Origin of the sequence: Sphingopyxis sp. GW247-27LB (genome assembly GCF_002277025.1) — a bacterium.
Taxonomy (GTDB): domain Bacteria; phylum Pseudomonadota; class Alphaproteobacteria; order Sphingomonadales; family Sphingomonadaceae; genus Sphingopyxis.
Window position 1 is genome coordinate 48,655 of the sequence record NZ_NIWD01000005.1, and the last position, 16,048, is coordinate 64,702.

The 16,048-nt window shown below is 58.7% G+C and carries 17 protein-coding genes; 3 read left to right on the top strand and 14 right to left on the bottom strand.

From position 1 onward, the window contains the following. Positions 1 to 7: 7 nt before the first annotated feature. Positions 8 to 949, bottom strand: coding sequence for a LysR family transcriptional regulator (locus CD928_RS04735; RefSeq protein ID WP_095385665.1), 942 nt, complete (start codon positions 947 to 949; stop codon positions 8 to 10). A gap of 119 nt (positions 950 to 1,068) precedes the next feature. Between CD928_RS04735 and CD928_RS04740 the strand changes: the two genes are divergently transcribed. Further along, positions 1,069 to 2,349: an acyl-CoA dehydrogenase family protein gene (locus tag CD928_RS04740; protein WP_095385668.1), complete on the top strand. Its 1,281-nt coding sequence runs from the start codon at positions 1,069 to 1,071 to the stop codon at positions 2,347 to 2,349. A 21-nt stretch (positions 2,350 to 2,370) separates the two neighbouring features. Beyond that, positions 2,371 to 3,111, top strand: a complete 741-nt coding sequence (locus tag CD928_RS04745; protein WP_095385671.1) for an SDR family NAD(P)-dependent oxidoreductase — start codon at positions 2,371 to 2,373, stop codon at positions 3,109 to 3,111. A gap of 29 nt (positions 3,112 to 3,140) precedes the next feature. Here CD928_RS04745 and CD928_RS04750 read toward each other — a convergent pair whose 3' ends face one another. The 5 genes from CD928_RS04750 to CD928_RS04770 all read right to left on the bottom strand — a co-directional run bounded on the left by CD928_RS04750 (position 3,141) and on the right by CD928_RS04770 (position 6,715). Beyond that, entirely contained in the window at positions 3,141 to 4,067 is a 927-nt protein-coding gene (locus CD928_RS04750; protein WP_095385674.1) for a VOC family protein, read from the bottom strand. 38 nt (positions 4,068 to 4,105) lie between these two features. After that, on the bottom strand, positions 4,106 to 4,912 hold the full coding sequence (locus tag CD928_RS04755) for a tyrosine-protein phosphatase (RefSeq protein WP_217983718.1): 807 nt from the start codon (positions 4,910 to 4,912) through the stop codon (positions 4,106 to 4,108). Further along, on the bottom strand, positions 4,885 to 5,436 hold the full coding sequence (locus tag CD928_RS04760; RefSeq protein WP_095385680.1) for a MarR family winged helix-turn-helix transcriptional regulator: 552 nt from the start codon (positions 5,434 to 5,436) through the stop codon (positions 4,885 to 4,887). Before CD928_RS04760 ends, CD928_RS04755 begins: the two co-directional genes overlap by 28 nt. A gap of 4 nt (positions 5,437 to 5,440) precedes the next feature. Beyond that, a complete protein-coding gene (locus CD928_RS04765; RefSeq protein WP_095385682.1) occupies positions 5,441 to 5,767 on the bottom strand; it encodes a hypothetical protein in 327 nt (108 codons plus the stop codon). Between the two features lie 135 nt (positions 5,768 to 5,902). After that, positions 5,903 to 6,715: an SDR family NAD(P)-dependent oxidoreductase gene (locus CD928_RS04770; RefSeq protein ID WP_095385685.1), complete on the bottom strand. Its 813-nt coding sequence runs from the start codon at positions 6,713 to 6,715 to the stop codon at positions 5,903 to 5,905. A 214-nt stretch (positions 6,716 to 6,929) separates the two neighbouring features. On the opposite strand from CD928_RS04770, the gene CD928_RS04775 reads away from it, so the two are divergent. Beyond that, positions 6,930 to 7,919 (top strand): NADPH:quinone oxidoreductase family protein, encoded by a 990-nt coding sequence (locus CD928_RS04775; protein WP_095385688.1) that lies wholly within the window; start codon positions 6,930 to 6,932, stop codon positions 7,917 to 7,919. A 10-nt stretch (positions 7,920 to 7,929) separates the two neighbouring features. On the opposite strand, the gene CD928_RS04780 is transcribed toward CD928_RS04775, so the two are convergent. The 8 genes from CD928_RS04780 to CD928_RS04815 form a co-directional block, all read right to left on the bottom strand. After that, on the bottom strand, positions 7,930 to 9,339 hold the full coding sequence (locus CD928_RS04780; RefSeq protein ID WP_095385691.1) for an FAD-dependent oxidoreductase: 1,410 nt from the start codon (positions 9,337 to 9,339) through the stop codon (positions 7,930 to 7,932). Positions 9,340 to 9,476: 137 nt separating this feature from the next. Next, positions 9,477 to 10,316, bottom strand: coding sequence for an alpha/beta fold hydrolase (locus tag CD928_RS04785; protein WP_095385693.1), 840 nt, complete (start codon positions 10,314 to 10,316; stop codon positions 9,477 to 9,479). 212 nt (positions 10,317 to 10,528) lie between these two features. After that, positions 10,529 to 11,578 (bottom strand): phosphotransferase family protein, encoded by a 1,050-nt coding sequence (locus CD928_RS04790; protein WP_095385696.1) that lies wholly within the window; start codon positions 11,576 to 11,578, stop codon positions 10,529 to 10,531. A 4-nt stretch (positions 11,579 to 11,582) separates the two neighbouring features. Then, the gene (locus CD928_RS04795) at positions 11,583 to 12,632 is read right to left on the bottom strand and encodes an amidohydrolase family protein (RefSeq protein ID WP_095385698.1); all 1,050 of its coding nucleotides are present in this window, start codon (positions 12,630 to 12,632) and stop codon (positions 11,583 to 11,585) included. Positions 12,633 to 12,696: 64 nt separating this feature from the next. Then, positions 12,697 to 13,224, bottom strand: a complete 528-nt coding sequence (locus CD928_RS04800) for an aromatic-ring-hydroxylating dioxygenase subunit beta (protein ID WP_255247038.1) — start codon at positions 13,222 to 13,224, stop codon at positions 12,697 to 12,699. Continuing rightward, positions 13,221 to 14,519 carry an SRPBCC family protein gene (locus tag CD928_RS04805; protein ID WP_095385705.1) on the bottom strand — a complete coding sequence of 433 codons (1,299 nt, stop codon included), beginning with the start codon at positions 14,517 to 14,519 and terminating at the stop codon, positions 13,221 to 13,223. Before CD928_RS04805 ends, CD928_RS04800 begins: the two co-directional genes overlap by 4 nt. Positions 14,520 to 14,557: 38 nt before the next feature. Then, positions 14,558 to 14,878, bottom strand: a complete 321-nt coding sequence (locus tag CD928_RS04810) for a 2Fe-2S iron-sulfur cluster-binding protein (protein ID WP_095385707.1) — start codon at positions 14,876 to 14,878, stop codon at positions 14,558 to 14,560. Positions 14,879 to 14,948: 70 nt separating this feature from the next. Further along, positions 14,949 to 16,031, bottom strand: coding sequence for a CaiB/BaiF CoA-transferase family protein (locus CD928_RS04815; RefSeq protein WP_095385710.1), 1,083 nt, complete (start codon positions 16,029 to 16,031; stop codon positions 14,949 to 14,951). Positions 16,032 to 16,048 lie beyond the last annotated feature (17 nt).

Here is a 16,048-nt window from a genome sequence, read left to right on the forward strand (position 1 = left end):
TGATGGGTTAGTGGCGCGCCGCCTGGAGAAATCGATCCGCGCCCGCCCGCCGCGCCGCAGGGCTGGCTAGCACCACCAGCGCGGTACTTAGTCCCAAATCGGGCACGTCACATTCGCGCATGCCAGGTGGCGGCGGTCCAAACCAGCCGAGTGACACGACGGGCTTGGACAAAAGCGCGCCGTAGTGCGCGAGCGCCGGGCCATCCGCTTCAGGGAGGTGAAGAAGACGCGCCCCGACTTCGCTAAGCCGCCTTGCCACTGCTTCCGATATTCCGATGCCATGCGATCGGTTGATTGTTCCCACCTCCATACCATGGAGCTCGGTCAGTGTTAGAGGCCCCTGCCCTGCCGGAACCAACGACGTCGGCATCATCACGCACACCGGCCGTTCGGCAAGAATCCGACGCTCGACATCTTGCGTAGCGAAAGGTTCGGCGACCGAAGGCGTGGCGCCGGTATTACTGATCAGTTCAAGGGTGATGGCGATATCGATATCGTTGCGGGCCAGATCCGCAAAAAGTTGCGCGTGCGTGCGCCCGTGCACGCGCAGCGGGACGTCGGGATTGGCGCGTATGAATGAATCGATCAGATCGCGGCGTTCCATGATCTGGGCGCTGTGATGCGCCGTACCGACGCGCAGTTCATTGGCACGAATCTCGCGGGCGGCCTGATTGATAAATTCTGTTTCGAGTATCATCCGCCGCGCCTTGTCGAGGAATAGACTTCCTTCCGCGGTCAATTCGACGCGGCGGCTCGAGCGAGTGAACAATGCAAAGCCAATCCGCCGTTCCAACTCGCGAATTTGCGCCGATAAAGCGGGTTGACTGATATGCAGGATGCGCGCGGCGCGACTGAAAGACCCCGCATCGGCCACGCCGACAAAGGCACGATAGGGGCGAGCGTCCAGATCCATCAGCGATCTATAACCAATCCAAATCAATAGCGCCATAATCCGATATTAGACAGAACCAATCCAACCGCTAAATCCCCAATCATTAAGGGGCGCATCCGATCCAAAAATCGGCGCGTAACCGGCCTGTATGAGCGAGATGAGAGGAGACCACGACGATGTGGAGTTTTGCCACCGATCCCGAATTCCAGACGGAACTTGACTGGATCGAGCAATTTGTGCGTAATGAGGTCGAGCCGCTCGATCACATACTGGGCAGCCAGTGGAACATCCGTGATCCGCGCTTCAAGGCCCTGGTTCGCCCGCTCCAGGCCAAGGTGCGCGAACGGGATTTATGGGCCTGCCATCTCGGTCCCGAACTGGGCGGCAAAGGTTATGGTCAATTGAAGCTTGCTCTGATGAACGAGCAATTCGGCCGGTCGCGCTTCGGACCGATCGTGTTTGGTTCTCAGGCGCCGGACACGGGCAATTCCGAAATCCTCGCTCATTATGGCACGCCCGAGCAGAAAGAGCGTTTTCTTGACCCGTTGTTGGCAAATGAGATCGTATCCTGTTTTGCGATGACCGAACCTCAGGGCGGCGCCGATCCATTGGTCCTGACCATGTCGGCGGTTCCCGATGGCGACGAATGGGTGTTGAACGGCGAGAAGTGGTTCGCGTCGAACGCGCGCTTCGCCAGTTTCTTCATCGTTATGGCAGTGACCGACCCGGATGCCCTGCCGCATCGACGGATGTCCATGTTCATCGTCCCGGCCGAAACACCGGGATTGGAGATTATCAGGAACTACGGCTTCTACGGCGAACCCGAGGATGTACACGGTCATATGCGCTGGACTGACGTACGCGTACCGAAGGAGAATATGCTGGGCGGCCGCGGCGATGCATTTGTCGTGGCTCAGGTCCGCCTGAGTGGCGGGCGCATGCACCATGCGATGCGCACGCTGGCCGAAGCAACAAAATGCTTCGAGATGATGTGCGAGCGCGTCGTGTCGCGCTTTACCAAAGGCGAGCAACTCGCCAAGAAACAAATGGTCCAGGAAAAAATCGCCGATAGCTGGGTGCAACTCCGGCAGTTCCGCTTGCTAATTCTTGAGACTGCTTGGCTCGCCGACAACAATCCGGACTGGAAATCGGTCCGCAAGAATGTCGCGGCAGTGAAGTCGATCATGCCAAAAGTGTTGCACGATATTGCCGAACGTGCGCTGCATCTCCATGGCTCGCTCGGCATCTCCAGCCAGATGCCGTTCACCGACGCGTTGGTGAATGCCTATCACGTCGGGCTCGCCGACGGGCCTACCGAGGTACACAAAGTGACGGTTGCGCGCGAGGTTCTTAAGGATTTCACACCAGTGAACACGATGTTCCCCGACTATATGCGCTACAAGAAGGAAGAGGCAGCGCTCGCCTATTATCGTGATGCGCTGGCAGCGGTCGCATAGGTCGGAGAAGAGGGGATAGAGATGAACGAATTGGATTTCACCGGCAAGACGGTGCTCGTCGTGGGTGGATCGAGTGGAATCGGCAATGGCATCGCTCGCAGCTTTTTTGCACGGGGAGCGACGGTGCATATCTGGGGTACGCGCGCCAGTGCCGCCGACTATAGCGCCGATGAAGGCTCGAATCTGTCGGGTCTGCACTATGCATCCGTCGATGTCAGTGACCGTGATGCTATCTTCGCCTGGCAGGCTCCTTTTGAAAAGCTCGACATATTGGTCCAGTCCCAAGGCATTGTCGTCTATCGGCGCGGGGAGTTCGAGATCGAGGGTTGGGACAAGGTGATGGCCGTCAACCTTGATAGTCTGATGGCGATATCGATGCGGTTTCGCCCCATGCTGTCAGCCGGGAATGGCGGGGCAATCATCATCGTCAGCTCGATTTCGGGCATTCAGGCGAATATCGGAAATCCTGCCTATAGCGCGTCAAAGGCGGGCGCGATGTCGCTGACGAAGGTACTGGGCAAAGCTTGGGCGCGCGAGAATATCCGGGTCAACGGCATCGCCCCCGGACTTGTGGATACCAAGCTAACCAAAGTCACGACCGAACACCCCGATCGCCTCGCCGCAACTCTGGCTACTATTCCCGACGGACGTCAGGGCACGCCCGAGGACATGGGCAATGCCGCCTTGTTCCTGGCCTCGCCTTTGGCCGGCTATGTCACGGGGCATACGCTCATCGTCGATGGCGGTCTCAGCCTGACCTAGTCGTGCCTGCCGATCCTGGCATCCCCCGCTCAGGATGCCAAATCGGCTGGCGCATCCAGTCGCTCGACTCCCCCGATCTTGCTGAACGTTCCTTCAGGCGAGCCACCCCAGCTGTCGAAAGATTCAGGTACTACCGGAAATAGACGCGGGTCGCGCGGCGCCTCTTCCGGAAATTCCTCCATCCCGAAACTATATTCGACGGTGATGCCGTCTGGATCAAGGAAATAGAAGAACACCGAATTCGAGGTCGGATGACGGCCCGGTCCATATACGATCGGCACCGCGTTATTGCGCATCCGTATGTTGGCCCGACCGATATCGTCGATGTCGGTCACCATGAAGTTGATATGACCAAGTGTCGATGACTCACCACCGCCCACGCCGAAGCTGTGATGATAGGGATTGGGGAAGCAACGCATGAATGTCACGACTGGCCCGATGCGATCCGATATCCGGAAATTGAGATGGTCCATGAGAAAGGCTTCGGTTTCGGACTTGACCGGACTGCCTAACACAACATGGCCGAGCCGGGCGATGTGTGTGTGCGTCGGCCCATAAGGCGTCGGCGCATCGGTCATTTCGGCATAAAATTCAAACGTTGCCCCGGTTGTCGGCTCGCTGATCCGAAAAGCTTCGCCCAAGCCCAGGGTGGTTTGCTCAACAGGGTCGATGGGGAGGATCGCAATCCCCAGTTCCTGCATATGCGCGCGCACGGCGTCGAGCGCGGCGCGGCTTTCCATTTCCCAACCGATGCGTTTGAGGGCAGGCGCGGCACCGCGCGTCAGTACCAGATCATGGTGCCGATCGCTGCAACGCAAAAATACCATTTCGCCGTCGGCCGACCTCTCCACGGCTACCCCCACCATCTCGCGATAGAATTCCGCCGAGCGATCAAGATCGGTTACCGTCAATGCGATATAGCCGAGCCTCTTATAGCGAATATCTGATACAGCCATCGCCTTCTCCTCCTTCTCCCAAAAAACCCGCTCTCCGCTCACATCAGCAGGCGATCGCGCATTGCCTTACGCTTTCCCGAGTCCAAACCGGCATGGATCGCAAGGAACTCGTCAATGCCTCCGAACTTGCGTTCGAGACGTGAGTAGGCCTGCTCTAAATAATCGGCACGTACGTGCGTCAGAAGTTGCAGGCTTTCATCCGACAGCGGGGCGCCCGCGATTTCGGCGAACATCTTGCGTGCGTTCGTCACAAGCCTTCGGGTGATCCGCGAAGATGTTTCCAGATAGTCAGTTTCAATCGCATCGCGCGGAACGCCCAACGCATGGAGTAGCAGCGCCACTGCCACGCCGGTCCGATCCTTGCCCGCTGAACAATGTAACAGCGCGGGGGGAGCCCCGTCCGCGAGCCGATTGAATAATATGGTCAGCGCCGGCGCGACGGCAAGTGGAATAGAGCGATAGATGCGGTGCATCAACGCGAGCACGCGCTGCGGACTGCCATCCTCGCGAAGTTGTTCCCAGAAGGACCCCCGCGCACGCACATCTGTGCCGACATCGAAAGCGATGACCTCGGCTCCCTGCCCGACCCAGAAACTGTTGGGCGTCGCGCCGCTCTCCGACGAACTTCGCAAATCCAGCACCAGTCCGATGCCGCAACGTTTCAGCGTTTCCAGATCATCATCTTGAGGGCGGCTGATCATGTCGGAGCGAAATAGTCGGCCAAAACGGATCACCTTGCCATCGGCCGCGGACAGCCCTCCGACATCCCGAAAATTGGGCGCGCGGCGCAAACTGGGAGAGGATAAAGGGAATTCCATTACACGCTGTCCGAACTGGGTCCGCAAGACCCAGGCTCCCGGGACTTATCAGCAACAACGGCCTGGCCGAGATTCCGAGAAATGACGTCAACGCAGCGCAGGAAATGAACAATGTCGGCGGGGGACAGACAGGCTAGAGCTTCCCGTTCCTGCTCGATGCCTATCGCATCGAGGGTTCTCAGGGCCTCGCCCGCGTCCGCGCCCAGAAAAACGCGCAGCGCGCGTCCGTCGCAGGGGTCGGCTCTTCGTACAAGCCAATTGTCCTTCTCAAGCTGCGCAATCAATCGCCCCGCCGTCACCTCTCCTACTTCCAGGATTTCAGCGATGCAGCGCTGGCTCTGTCCTTCATTATAGCGAACAACCGATATGACATGCCATTGCGCGCGTGTCAGGCCGGATGCGCTGGCGCGCGCATTATGCCGCTTTCGCATTAGCCGCGCCATTCGCCCGATCCTGAACCCCAGATGGATCGAACCGGCTTTTCCTTCCCCGACATTTTCGGGAAAGGACGCCTCCAGATCCGCGCCACCAAGGTTCTGACCGACTGTCATGAGATCAGCGCAGTTTTGCTACCTCACGGCGCGTCAGCGACGTCACGAGATTTTCCCCGTCGATACTCAGCGTTGCGCCGGGAATTTTTGCCGCGCTTTCCCCCAGAATAACGGTAACCGACGCCACCGACCCGTCGGAGGCGGGAACGACATTAATGACCGGGCCGATACGTGCGCCCGTTTTGTCGCGAACGACCGTCCGGATCTGGATCGAGGACGCCTGGAGCCTTGTGGCAGTTGTCGGTTGCGACGCATCGTCAGTGGCTTGCGCCATAGAGGCGGCAGGCGCCGTCATCGACAGAGCAACACCCAGCAGGACGAAAGAACGCATCGAAATATCCTTTTTATATTTGCCGCAAGACGCACAGCCATGGGCACAGAGGGCACAACGTAAAGATGATGTGCTTTGCACAGTATAATTGCCACCGGCTTATTGGCAATACCAAAAGGACCGGGCCAGGCTGATCTACAATGGATCGCGCGGATCCCATGCCCAATAACGCGCCACTGCCCCTGCATCGACGCGCAGGTCGCTGCCCGTAATCATCGCCGCATCATCGGAAACAAGGAAGGCAATGGCACGGCCATAGTCGCTGGGTTTGGGCAATCTTTGCATGGGAATACGTTTAGCAAAATTGGCCATCGCGTCGGAGAGCCCTGGCGGTGCCGTCACGTCCCGACCCCACCGCCGACCGCGCTCGAACTGTTCATCCGGGTCGGTCGCGGTCGGCGTCATGCTGACCACTCGAATTCCGTAGCCTACCAGCTCCATGGCGGCGGAACGCGTGAAGTTCATCAACGCTCCTTTCGAGGTGCTGTAAGCGATGTTGCCCGGCTCCCCTTGGTGACCTGCCGTCGAAATGATGTTCACGATGACACCGTGACCGCGATCGATCATTCCTGCGGAGACATATTTGGTAAAAAGGAACGCTCCATCCAAGATGATCGAAGTCTGACGCTGCCATTCAGCGTAGCTCATTTCAACCACGCCCTTCTTATTGAAGATCGCGGCGTTGTTGACCAGAATATCGATTTGTCCGAAAGCATCCAGGCCTGCGTCGACCGCATGTTTGACTTGCGCTTCGTCAGTGACGTCGCAGGTCACGCCAATGGCGCGACCGCCAGCTGCTTTGACAGCGTTGGCGCAATCCAGCGCATTGGCATCCACAGCATCCACGGCGATGATCGCCGCTCCTTCCGCAACCAAGCCCTCGACGATTCCGCCGCCGATATTGGGACTTGTGCCCGTGACCAGAGCTACCTTCCCTTCAAGTTTCATACCTGTTCCTCTCCTGTTCCGGACGGCCTTTCCGGACCCCACTGTTTTGACTTATCGCAGAGGATTGGTATGTCCAATACAAGTTTTGCTGTGAAGTGCTTCGCCGCTCGCCGGCCTCAAGCTCTTTCGATCAGATCAGCAAAAACTTGCTCCTCTAGGTAATACCATTAAACGGTTGGGGTGTATTCAAGCCTCGAAGATACGGGAGATCGCGATGAAGGCGTGGAGAGCGGAAGAATTCGGGACGATCGCTGATGTCCTGACTTTACAGGACGTGGAAATCCCCCAGCCTCCGCCCGGCTTTGTTACGATACGCGTACTCGCAGCCGGAGTAGCGCTACCGGACGCGCTCATGCTGAAGGGCAACTATCCCCTGGTCTCCAAACCGCCAGTCTCGCCCGGGATGGAAGCGGCGGGCGAAATCGTCGCGCTCGGCGCGGGGGTCGCCGGGCTGGCGATCGGGGATAGAATCGCGACAATCACCGCAGCAGTGCTCGGCTGGGGCGGTTTTGCCGAATATTGCCTTGCCGATGCGATCAAGGCGTTCCCGATCCCCGCCGGCATGTCCGACGCGGAAGCCGCGGGGTTCACGATACCATTCAAGACGGCGCATGTTGCGTTGGTTCACCGCACCCAGCTGAAGGCGAATGAAACTTTGCTCGTACTGGGCGCCGCGGGTAGTTCGGGCGCCGCTGCCATCCAACTCGGCAAGGCGCTGGGAGCGCGGGTAATCGCCGTCGCCGGTTCGGTAGAGAAGTTGAACTTTTGCAAGAATAGCGGGGCGGACGAGCTGCTCGACTATCGTACTGCGGACGATATTATAGCCCAGATTCGCAAAATCACCGATGGTGAAGGCGTGAATGTCATTTTCGATCCGGTCGGCGGTCCACTGGCCACTGATATGACGCAATGTATGGCGCCGCATGGCCGCTTCGCTATTATCGGCTTTGCTAGCGGCGGCTGGGTTCAGCTCGATCCGCATCACATGGTCCTCAACAATTATTCGGCAGCGGGCGTCTTTGCTGGCAATCTAACCGACGCGGAAAGCCGCCAGACGATTGCCGATCTGACCAAGCTGGCAGAAACCGGAGCCATCGCCACCAAGATAGGCCGAACGTTCGCATTCGATCAGGTTCGCGACGCGATCGCGCTTCAGGAAAGTGGAGACTTTACCGGCAAGCTGGTGGTGCAGGTAGCTACCTAGCACCTCGACACTACGCGGCGTTTCCGGCGGCCGCACGTCCTGCGATACGCCCGAACACGGCTGCCTTGGCCATAGCCGACGCGCTGTAATAGCCCGCGCCATGGAAACCGCCGATCACTTCTCCCGCGGCATAGAGGGCAGCGATGGGTTCGCCGTAGACGGTTCGTACATTCATTTCGGGATCGACCTTGAGCCCGCAATAGGTGGTGGTCAGAACATTGCCAGTCGGGATCGCGTAGAAGGGGCCCGTATCTATGCAAGGGCCAATCCCGCCAAAATCCGAAATCAGCCGCCCGAACTCGGGTTCCATATCGCCGATTGTTGCGGCAGCATTATAGCGTCGAACCGTATCCTCCAACGCCGCAACGTCAACACCGATCGCGGCGGCGAGGGCGGCGATCGTATCTGCCTTGCGGACATAGCCCTGCTCGAGAGCGCCTTCGAGGTTCATCACGGTCAGGTCCCGCCGCGCTTGGGCCATCAGCTTAGCGTCGAATAGCTGAAACGCGATCCCATCGGGCTGCTTGAGTAGTTCCTGACTGATCTGCTTGTAGTTAAGTCCTTCGTTGATAAAGCGTCGGCCAGTCTTATTGACGATGATCGCGCCATTGCTGAACGGCAATAACAGCATGGGTTCGTCGTCGGGATTTTCGTCGATCTCGGGATAACGATTCAGCGTGCCGCCGAAGCTCGCCTCAACATACCCCATATCGGCATGTGCGGCACCAAGCGCGCTCGCCATGCGTAGACCGTCACCCGTGTTGTGACGTCCGCCCAGTTTCATGGCCCCAGCCCAATCTGGGGCATAGATTTCGAGTAGCTCACGGCTACGATTGAACCCGCCGGTTGTCAGCACCACCCCGCGCGAAGCGTGGACCGTCCGATCCGCGCCGTCATGATCGATGGTTGCCCCGACCACGCAGCCAGCACCGTTCGTGACGAGACGATTGGCGGCCGCACGAGCAAGATATAGTGCTCTGTCGCGCTTTACATAGTTTTGATGCAACACCGTCACCGCCGCGCCTTGGCCGGTCGAGTGCATGCGGTCTACCTTGTCCAATATGCCGACCCGATAGAGTTCAAACTGCACGCCCTGTTCGACCATCCAACGGTAGGTAGCGAGCTGCTCAGCGATAAAGGCGTCGATCAACACCGGATCGGCTTTACCCGAGCTCGCTTCCCATAATGAGGCACGGAACTGTTCCTCGTCATCGTCGATGCCATGCGCTTTTTGCTCGTCGGTACCGGCAAAGGCGAAGCCCCCACCCGATACGGCAGACGTACCCCCAAAAGTCTCGCCCTTTTCGATCAACAGTACGCGCGCGCCCGCTTCGCTGGCCGACAGCGCTGCTGTATGACCGGCAATCCCTGCCCCGATCACCAGCACGTCGGTATCGAGCAATGATTTGGAATTCGACATGAAACCTTTCCTTCTTGGTCTTGCACGTCAGGTATGCGCGCGCGCCTCGGCGTCGTTCCCGGCAGCAACAGCGCCCGCGGACCGAAGCCGACCACTAACAGGATCTGAACATGCGATAGCTGCGCTCCGCGGTCTCGTCAGAGCGCGAGAAAACTCGCGACGAGATCGTTGAACTCCTCTGCACGCTCCCACTGGGCCCAGTGCCCACATTTGGAAAAGACATGAAGGTCGGCGTTCGGGATACGCTTAAGCAGGATGAACGCCATATCGAGCGGCAGAACGCGGTCTTCTTGCCCCCAAATCAGCAGCGTCTTATGCTCCAGCTTGTCGATGTCGGCACGCCACAGATCGTTCTTGGGATTATGTGCCTGACCTCGCAGCGGCGGGTTGGCCATAGTCTGCGGAAGAGTCGCGGTCTTGAATCGCTCTTGCACCAGTTCCGGCGTGATCGAAGAGCGGTCATAGACCAGCAGATCGATAACCTTGTCGAGCTTCTCGATGGTCGGCCCCTCACCATCATAAAAGGTCAACATGCGCAGCAGGCCTTCGGAAGGGAACGTCGAGGTCGCAGGGAGGCTGCCGCCCGGCCCCATCAGGATCAGCTTGTTGACACGATCGGGATGATTGAGCGCCAATCGGATTGCCGTTCCGCCACCCAGTGAATTGCCGACAAGGCTGGCCTTTTCAATGCCCAGATGATCGATCAATTCCAGCGTCGCTTGAGACGCTGCGTCGAACAGACCCTCCGGTGATTCCCGCCAGCCGGATTGGCCATAGCCGGGCAGGTCGATGATAACGACCCGGTTGCCGCGTTCGGCGAGCGGAAGCAGATTCTTCCGATAGTTGCTATAACCATAAGCACCGGGGCCACCGCCATGAATCAGGATCACCGTGGGACCCTCACCCGCTTCCTGATAGGCGATTCGCCCCTTAGCGGACTCAACGAAATACGTCTCGGGTATTGACAGTTCTGACATCGGTCTCTCCTCTTTGGGTGCTCGGTTCATTTATTTGCTCGGCAAAGTTTGTAGTACTTCTTGATATCTGCGATCCTGGCTGGCCGCTCTTCTCGTCGTTGTAGATCGGCACGCGCAAACTAACGCAATGGCTTTGGTCATGCCAATGATTATTGCCTCGAATTCCTCCTGTCCATCAGTCATCGCTGTTGCAGGCAATAGAACGGGGAAGGTCAGCCGATCCTGTGCAGCGCTCTGCGGAAAAGGCGCGACGCGGTTTCATGAAGAGCCAGTCCGGTGTCCATCGGATCGCGGCCAGCGCAGGCACGGGCAAATGTGCCTTCCAATATGATGCCCAGCTTGAAGCAGGCCAATATCATATACCAGTCGATGGCCGACAAATCGCGATCGCTGTGGGCGGCATAATGCGCTACCAATTCCTCTGGTGCCGGAAACCCCTGCCACGGTTCCACGACCAGCACTGACAAATCGACCGGCGGCACGCCGCGCCAAGTGGCCAGTAGCCATCCTAGGTCGATCAGGGGATCGCCAATCGTCGCGAGTTCCCAATCGATAATCGCTGCGAGCTCCGGGCCGTCATTGCGATACATGACGTTGCCTAACGAATAATCGCCATGAATGATGCCGGCGTGAAAATCGGAGGGACAATGGCTGTCGAGATAATTTGAGATGACATCGACCCCAGGCAGACCGGCCACGCCGGGCCAACCCTCGTAACGTTCATAGCCAGCAAGCTGCGACTGCCAGCGTGATACTTGCCTTGCCAGATAATTGTCGGGCTTGCCGAAATCCGACAGGCCGACAGCTCGATAGTCGACGCTGCCGAGCGCGGCCGCTCCCTCGACGATGGCCAATCCCATCCTGTGACGAATTTCCGCGCTGTTTGCATGCAGTGACGGTAATCCGCTCGTGGCGTTGAAGCCGTCGATCGGTTCCATAAGGTAGAAGCTGGTACCGAGCGGTTCGATATCACCGCACGCCGCTATCAGCCGCGGGTGCGGCACATTCGTCGTCCCCAATGCCTGCAACACGCGCGCCTCTCGGCGCATCGTTTCGTTGCTTTCGGGGCGCGGATTCGGCGGCGGGCGCCGCAACACGAAATCCCGCTCTCCCCGGCGGAAACGCAGGATTACATTCTGTGTGCCGCCAGCGAGCTTCGCAACATGTCCGATGGCTCCCTGCTCGAGCCCTTGCTCGTCCATCCAGGACTCCAGCGCCGCCAGATTAACCAACGCTTTCTGGTCCGCAGTGTGCGTCGCCATGAGATCAGCCCTGCCCCTCCAAATGTTGTGACGTGCCCGGCTTCAGCGCTGATGACAGATCCTCATCGAGAAATCGGCTCGCAGCGCCGATGCTGAGGCTTTCGAGGTCCGCGGCATTCAACCCCAATCCATGGATGAAAGACGCGGGCGCCTGTTGCATAATCTCGTAAGGATAATCCGTCCCCGCAAACACCTGGCCGGGAACCACCGTCGTGGCCAGATGGCGCAGGTAGGCGGGATCATAAACATTGCTGTCATAAAAGAGTGCACGCGCCTGCTCGCTGGGTCGACGCTGAACATTGGCAGCGTACCCGTCAGTACGCTCCCACCCAGTATCCAGACGCCCGAGAATGGCCCCCAAAGCGCCGCCGCCATGGCTGAAACCGATGCGCAAAGTGGGAAAGCGATCCATAACTCCCGACATCAGCAGTGACGCGGCCGCCATCGCAACATCGATTGGGAACAGGGAAAAGGCTGTGAATTGCGGCGATGGCGCAATCGGCTTCGCGGCGAGCGGGTGCAATGCGTGCACGAAAACCGCCATGCCCTCTTCCTCGGCGGCCGCCCAGAACGGATCGAATCTCGCACCCCCCAACATCTCGCCGTCGATGTTGCTGCCGATCTCCACCCCGGAGAGGCCGAACTCGCGGCGAATATTTTTCATCATGCGCGCCGCGCGCTTGGGATCCTGCAACGTCACCGCGCCCAGGCCCCGAAAACGGCGCGGTGCAGCCGCGATCATTTCAGCAATCTGGCGATTGCTCGTGTCGCAGATCAACTCCGCATCTGCGGACGAAAGCCAATAGGACAGCAACTCTGGCATCGGCGAGAGCACCTGCATTGCAACGCCATCGCGATCCATGTCCTCGATGCGGCGCGACACGTTCCACGACCGGTTGTCGAGCTTCCGAAAGGGCGCATCGCCGATCATCACCGTTCCTTCGGCCGGAGAGGAACAATGCATGCACGGCCACCGCCCGCGCACGGCTGCGCTCGGCGCGTCCGGAAATGCAAATGGCGTTACGTGGCTGTGGACATCGACAAAAGGCACCACGCGCTTTCTCCCTCCGGCTCTGCAGATCGTTTGCGGAACGGCCGCGGTCTATGGGCGCAAGTGTTTACAGCAGGATACTGACCCGACCCTGGGGCTTCAGGCTGTTCATATCGAGAAATACTCGCTTGGACACGATCCGGATTGCGCCGTCGATCACGCGCAACATATAGCGCGCATGTCCCACAAAGAGATCGGTGATATCATTCTTCGACCGATAGGTCGTAAAAATACAGCCGACCTCGACGCCGGATTCTCCTCCGCCAAGGATACGAACATTGCTGATCAGCCGTGCCGAGTCAGAACGCGGCCATTCGGAATGCGCGCTGGGCTTTTTCAGCCGCTCCACACGGTGGCGCAAACGTGTATGATCATCGGCGATATAAAAAAGCGCCGCGGCCGAATCCGCATCGTCACGTGATCCCGCCGTCGGGACTTCATAGATCGCGCCTTCAGCAAATAGCTCATACCATTCATCGAGCCGCCATTCGTCGAGCAGTGCGGCCTCGTGGTACAAGAAATCCTCATATTCCGAACGCGACAACGGCGAGAAAGATACGGAGCCGGCTTTAGTGATCGTCGTCACGTCGCTCACAGCCCAGCCTCCATCCGCCGATTCCATTCGCGCCAGAAAGTCCGCATCTGCTCTTCGTCGTCGCTGGCCGGCTGATCCTTGAGCATGCCGCGCGAGATGTCGTTCCATGGGGCGAACTGCGACGCAGCATAGCCACGTTGTGCCGATTCCAGCGCCTCCACATCGTCCGGCGTTGCGAAGCCGCCGGGGCCCAAAAACTCGAGGAAGTTATCAAGCCGCCGCTTCCTTGCCTCCCGCGTCTCTCCCACTGGCGCCAAAGCCCAAGATGTTACGTTCATGAGATCGGGCGCATCGGGATAGAAGGTACGCACCGTAATCGCCATGATATCGTTCATGACGAGATTGGGGAAAATACCCAGATTGCGATCACGATTGGCTATACGCGCTGCGCGCTCGGGCCCGACACGTTCGACCAATTCCTTGGTGATGGCGTCGATCTCGGCCTTGCCTTCCTCTCCCCAAGCAGGAATTGCGCGACCGATCGGCCGTCCCCAGGGAGCACGTCCTTCCACCATGCCGTGCCCCCCCCCCAAATCGAGACCGCGCGATGCGTTCTCCAGATCGTCGAGCGCGGCAGTCACTTCACCTTCGCCGATCGCCTTCATCAGATAGGCGAAATAGGTCTCATGGGTCTCGGCGGCGTGATAACCGTCAAAGCTGTTCTCTACGAGCAATTTCCAGTTTGCCCGGATACTATACTCTTGTGCACCGCCCACGATTTCCATCCCGTTGGGAGAATGATCCGCGACCAGATCGAGGATCTCTGCGGCTCCCTGGAGAAAGTCGACCAGCGGACGGGCATTGGGATCGTAATTGACAAAGAAGAAATCGCGATAGGAGTCCAAGCGCGGGACGGCTGCAAGATCGAGGCTGCCGTCTTTGCCGAAATTTTCAGGGTAAACTCCTGCCGGCGTGCGCGTGGCGTATTTGCCGTTATTGTTGAATGACCATCCGTGATAAAAGCATTTAAATCCGAGCGCGTTGCCGCATTTTTCGCGCGCCACCATAGCGCCTCGATGCGGACAAGTGTTGAAGAATGCTCGATATTCGCCCCCGCGATCACGGTTGAAAATCAACTCGCGGCCTCCGACCTTGCGGGTCAGATAATCGTTGGGCTCCTTGAGCTCGGATCCGTGTCCAATAAACAGCCAACTGCGGTCGAAGATCAAGGCGCGCTCAAGCTCAAGAATCTCCGGGCTCGTGAACACGTCTCGCGAAACCTTGAACAAGCCCGCCTGCCGATCGTCCTGAATCCAACGACCCGATTTCCTTGCCGTTACCAATGCGGTGGCCATGACTATCTCTCCATTCTGCTATTTTTCACTTCGGTCACTCAGCTCTGACGCTCGGGGATATGGACGACTAGCCCGTCCATATCCTCGGTCAGCACGATCTGACAGGACAGACGCGACCGCCCGTCAGCCTCCAGCGCATATTCCAGCATATCGACTTCGTCTTGGGAGGGTGGGGCGAGGCGCGCGAGCCATTCCGGATCAATCCGCACGTGGCAGGTTGCACATGACAATTCTCCGCCGCAATCCGCATCAATACCATCGATTCCTCCGCGTACCGCACCTTCCATCACCGATATGCCTGCCGAAATGTCGAGTCCGTTGCGCTCTCCTTCGGCCGAAACAAAATTGACCTTCACCATAAATTCTACTTCCACATCATTGGTAATACATTTGAACGTTTCGGCCCCGGCTGTCAATCTCGTTGCCGGATCATGTGGCGCCGGGCAGTGCCAATCCCAGCTCGGCCATCGACGCCTGAACGGAGCGAACGGGCGGATCCAGCGGTGTTACCGAATACCGCGGTGCGGGGGCTGGCTGGACAACACCTTCAACATCGACAAACGCGCCGCGTTCAACCGAGTGGCGATGCCGTGGCGCTTCGTGAAGGCTCAGAACCGGTGCGAAGCAGATGTCGCTATGCTCCATGAGCGCGCACCATTCATCCCGCGTCCGAGTGCGAAATATCGACTCCAACCGCGCACGCAACGCCGGCCACAGGCCCTCATCGAGTTGCCGCGCGAAATCGGCGTCGTCCGAAAGACCAAGCCGCTCGAGCAGGAGCGCATAAAATTGCGGTTCGATCGATCCAATAGACACGAATAAGCCGTCGGATGTCTCGTACACTCCGTAAAAATGAGTTCCGCCATCGATAACGTTGGCAGCGCGGCGATCATGCCACCAGCCGCTCGCCAAGCCGGAGTAAAAAGGCGTCATCAATAGACCCGAACCTTCCGACATGGCGCAGTCTATAACCTGCCCTTTGCCGGTGGATCGTGAGTTCAGGATTGCCGCAGTGATACTGAATGCCAGAAGCATGCCACCGCCTCCGAAATCGCCAACCAGCGCCAGCGGCGGAACGGGCCGGTCGGCTGTCCCGATCGCGTGTAGCGCGCCGCTCAGCGAGATATAGTTGATGTCGTGACCGGCGTAGGCCGAATAAGGGCCCGTTTGGCCCCAACCGGTCATGCGCCCGAAAATCAGGCGTGGGTTATCGGCAAGCAATATATCCGGCCCAAGGCCCAGGCGCTCCATCGTTCCTGGCCGAAAGCCTTCGATCAGGCCATCCGCTTCGCGAACCAGCGAGCGTAAAGCGGCGACGCCCGCCGGCGTTTTCAAGTCCAGTTCGAGCGTCTTGCGCGAGCGCAGCAGAGCGTCCGCGGAATCATCCTCGACACCGGGACGTTGAATGCGGATGACATCGGCGCCGTGATCCGCAAGCATCATCGCAGCGAATGGCCCAGGTCCGATGCTGCCTATTTCAATGATGCGGACACCGGCGAGCGGTCCAGCCATCTCATCCTCCTCGCATT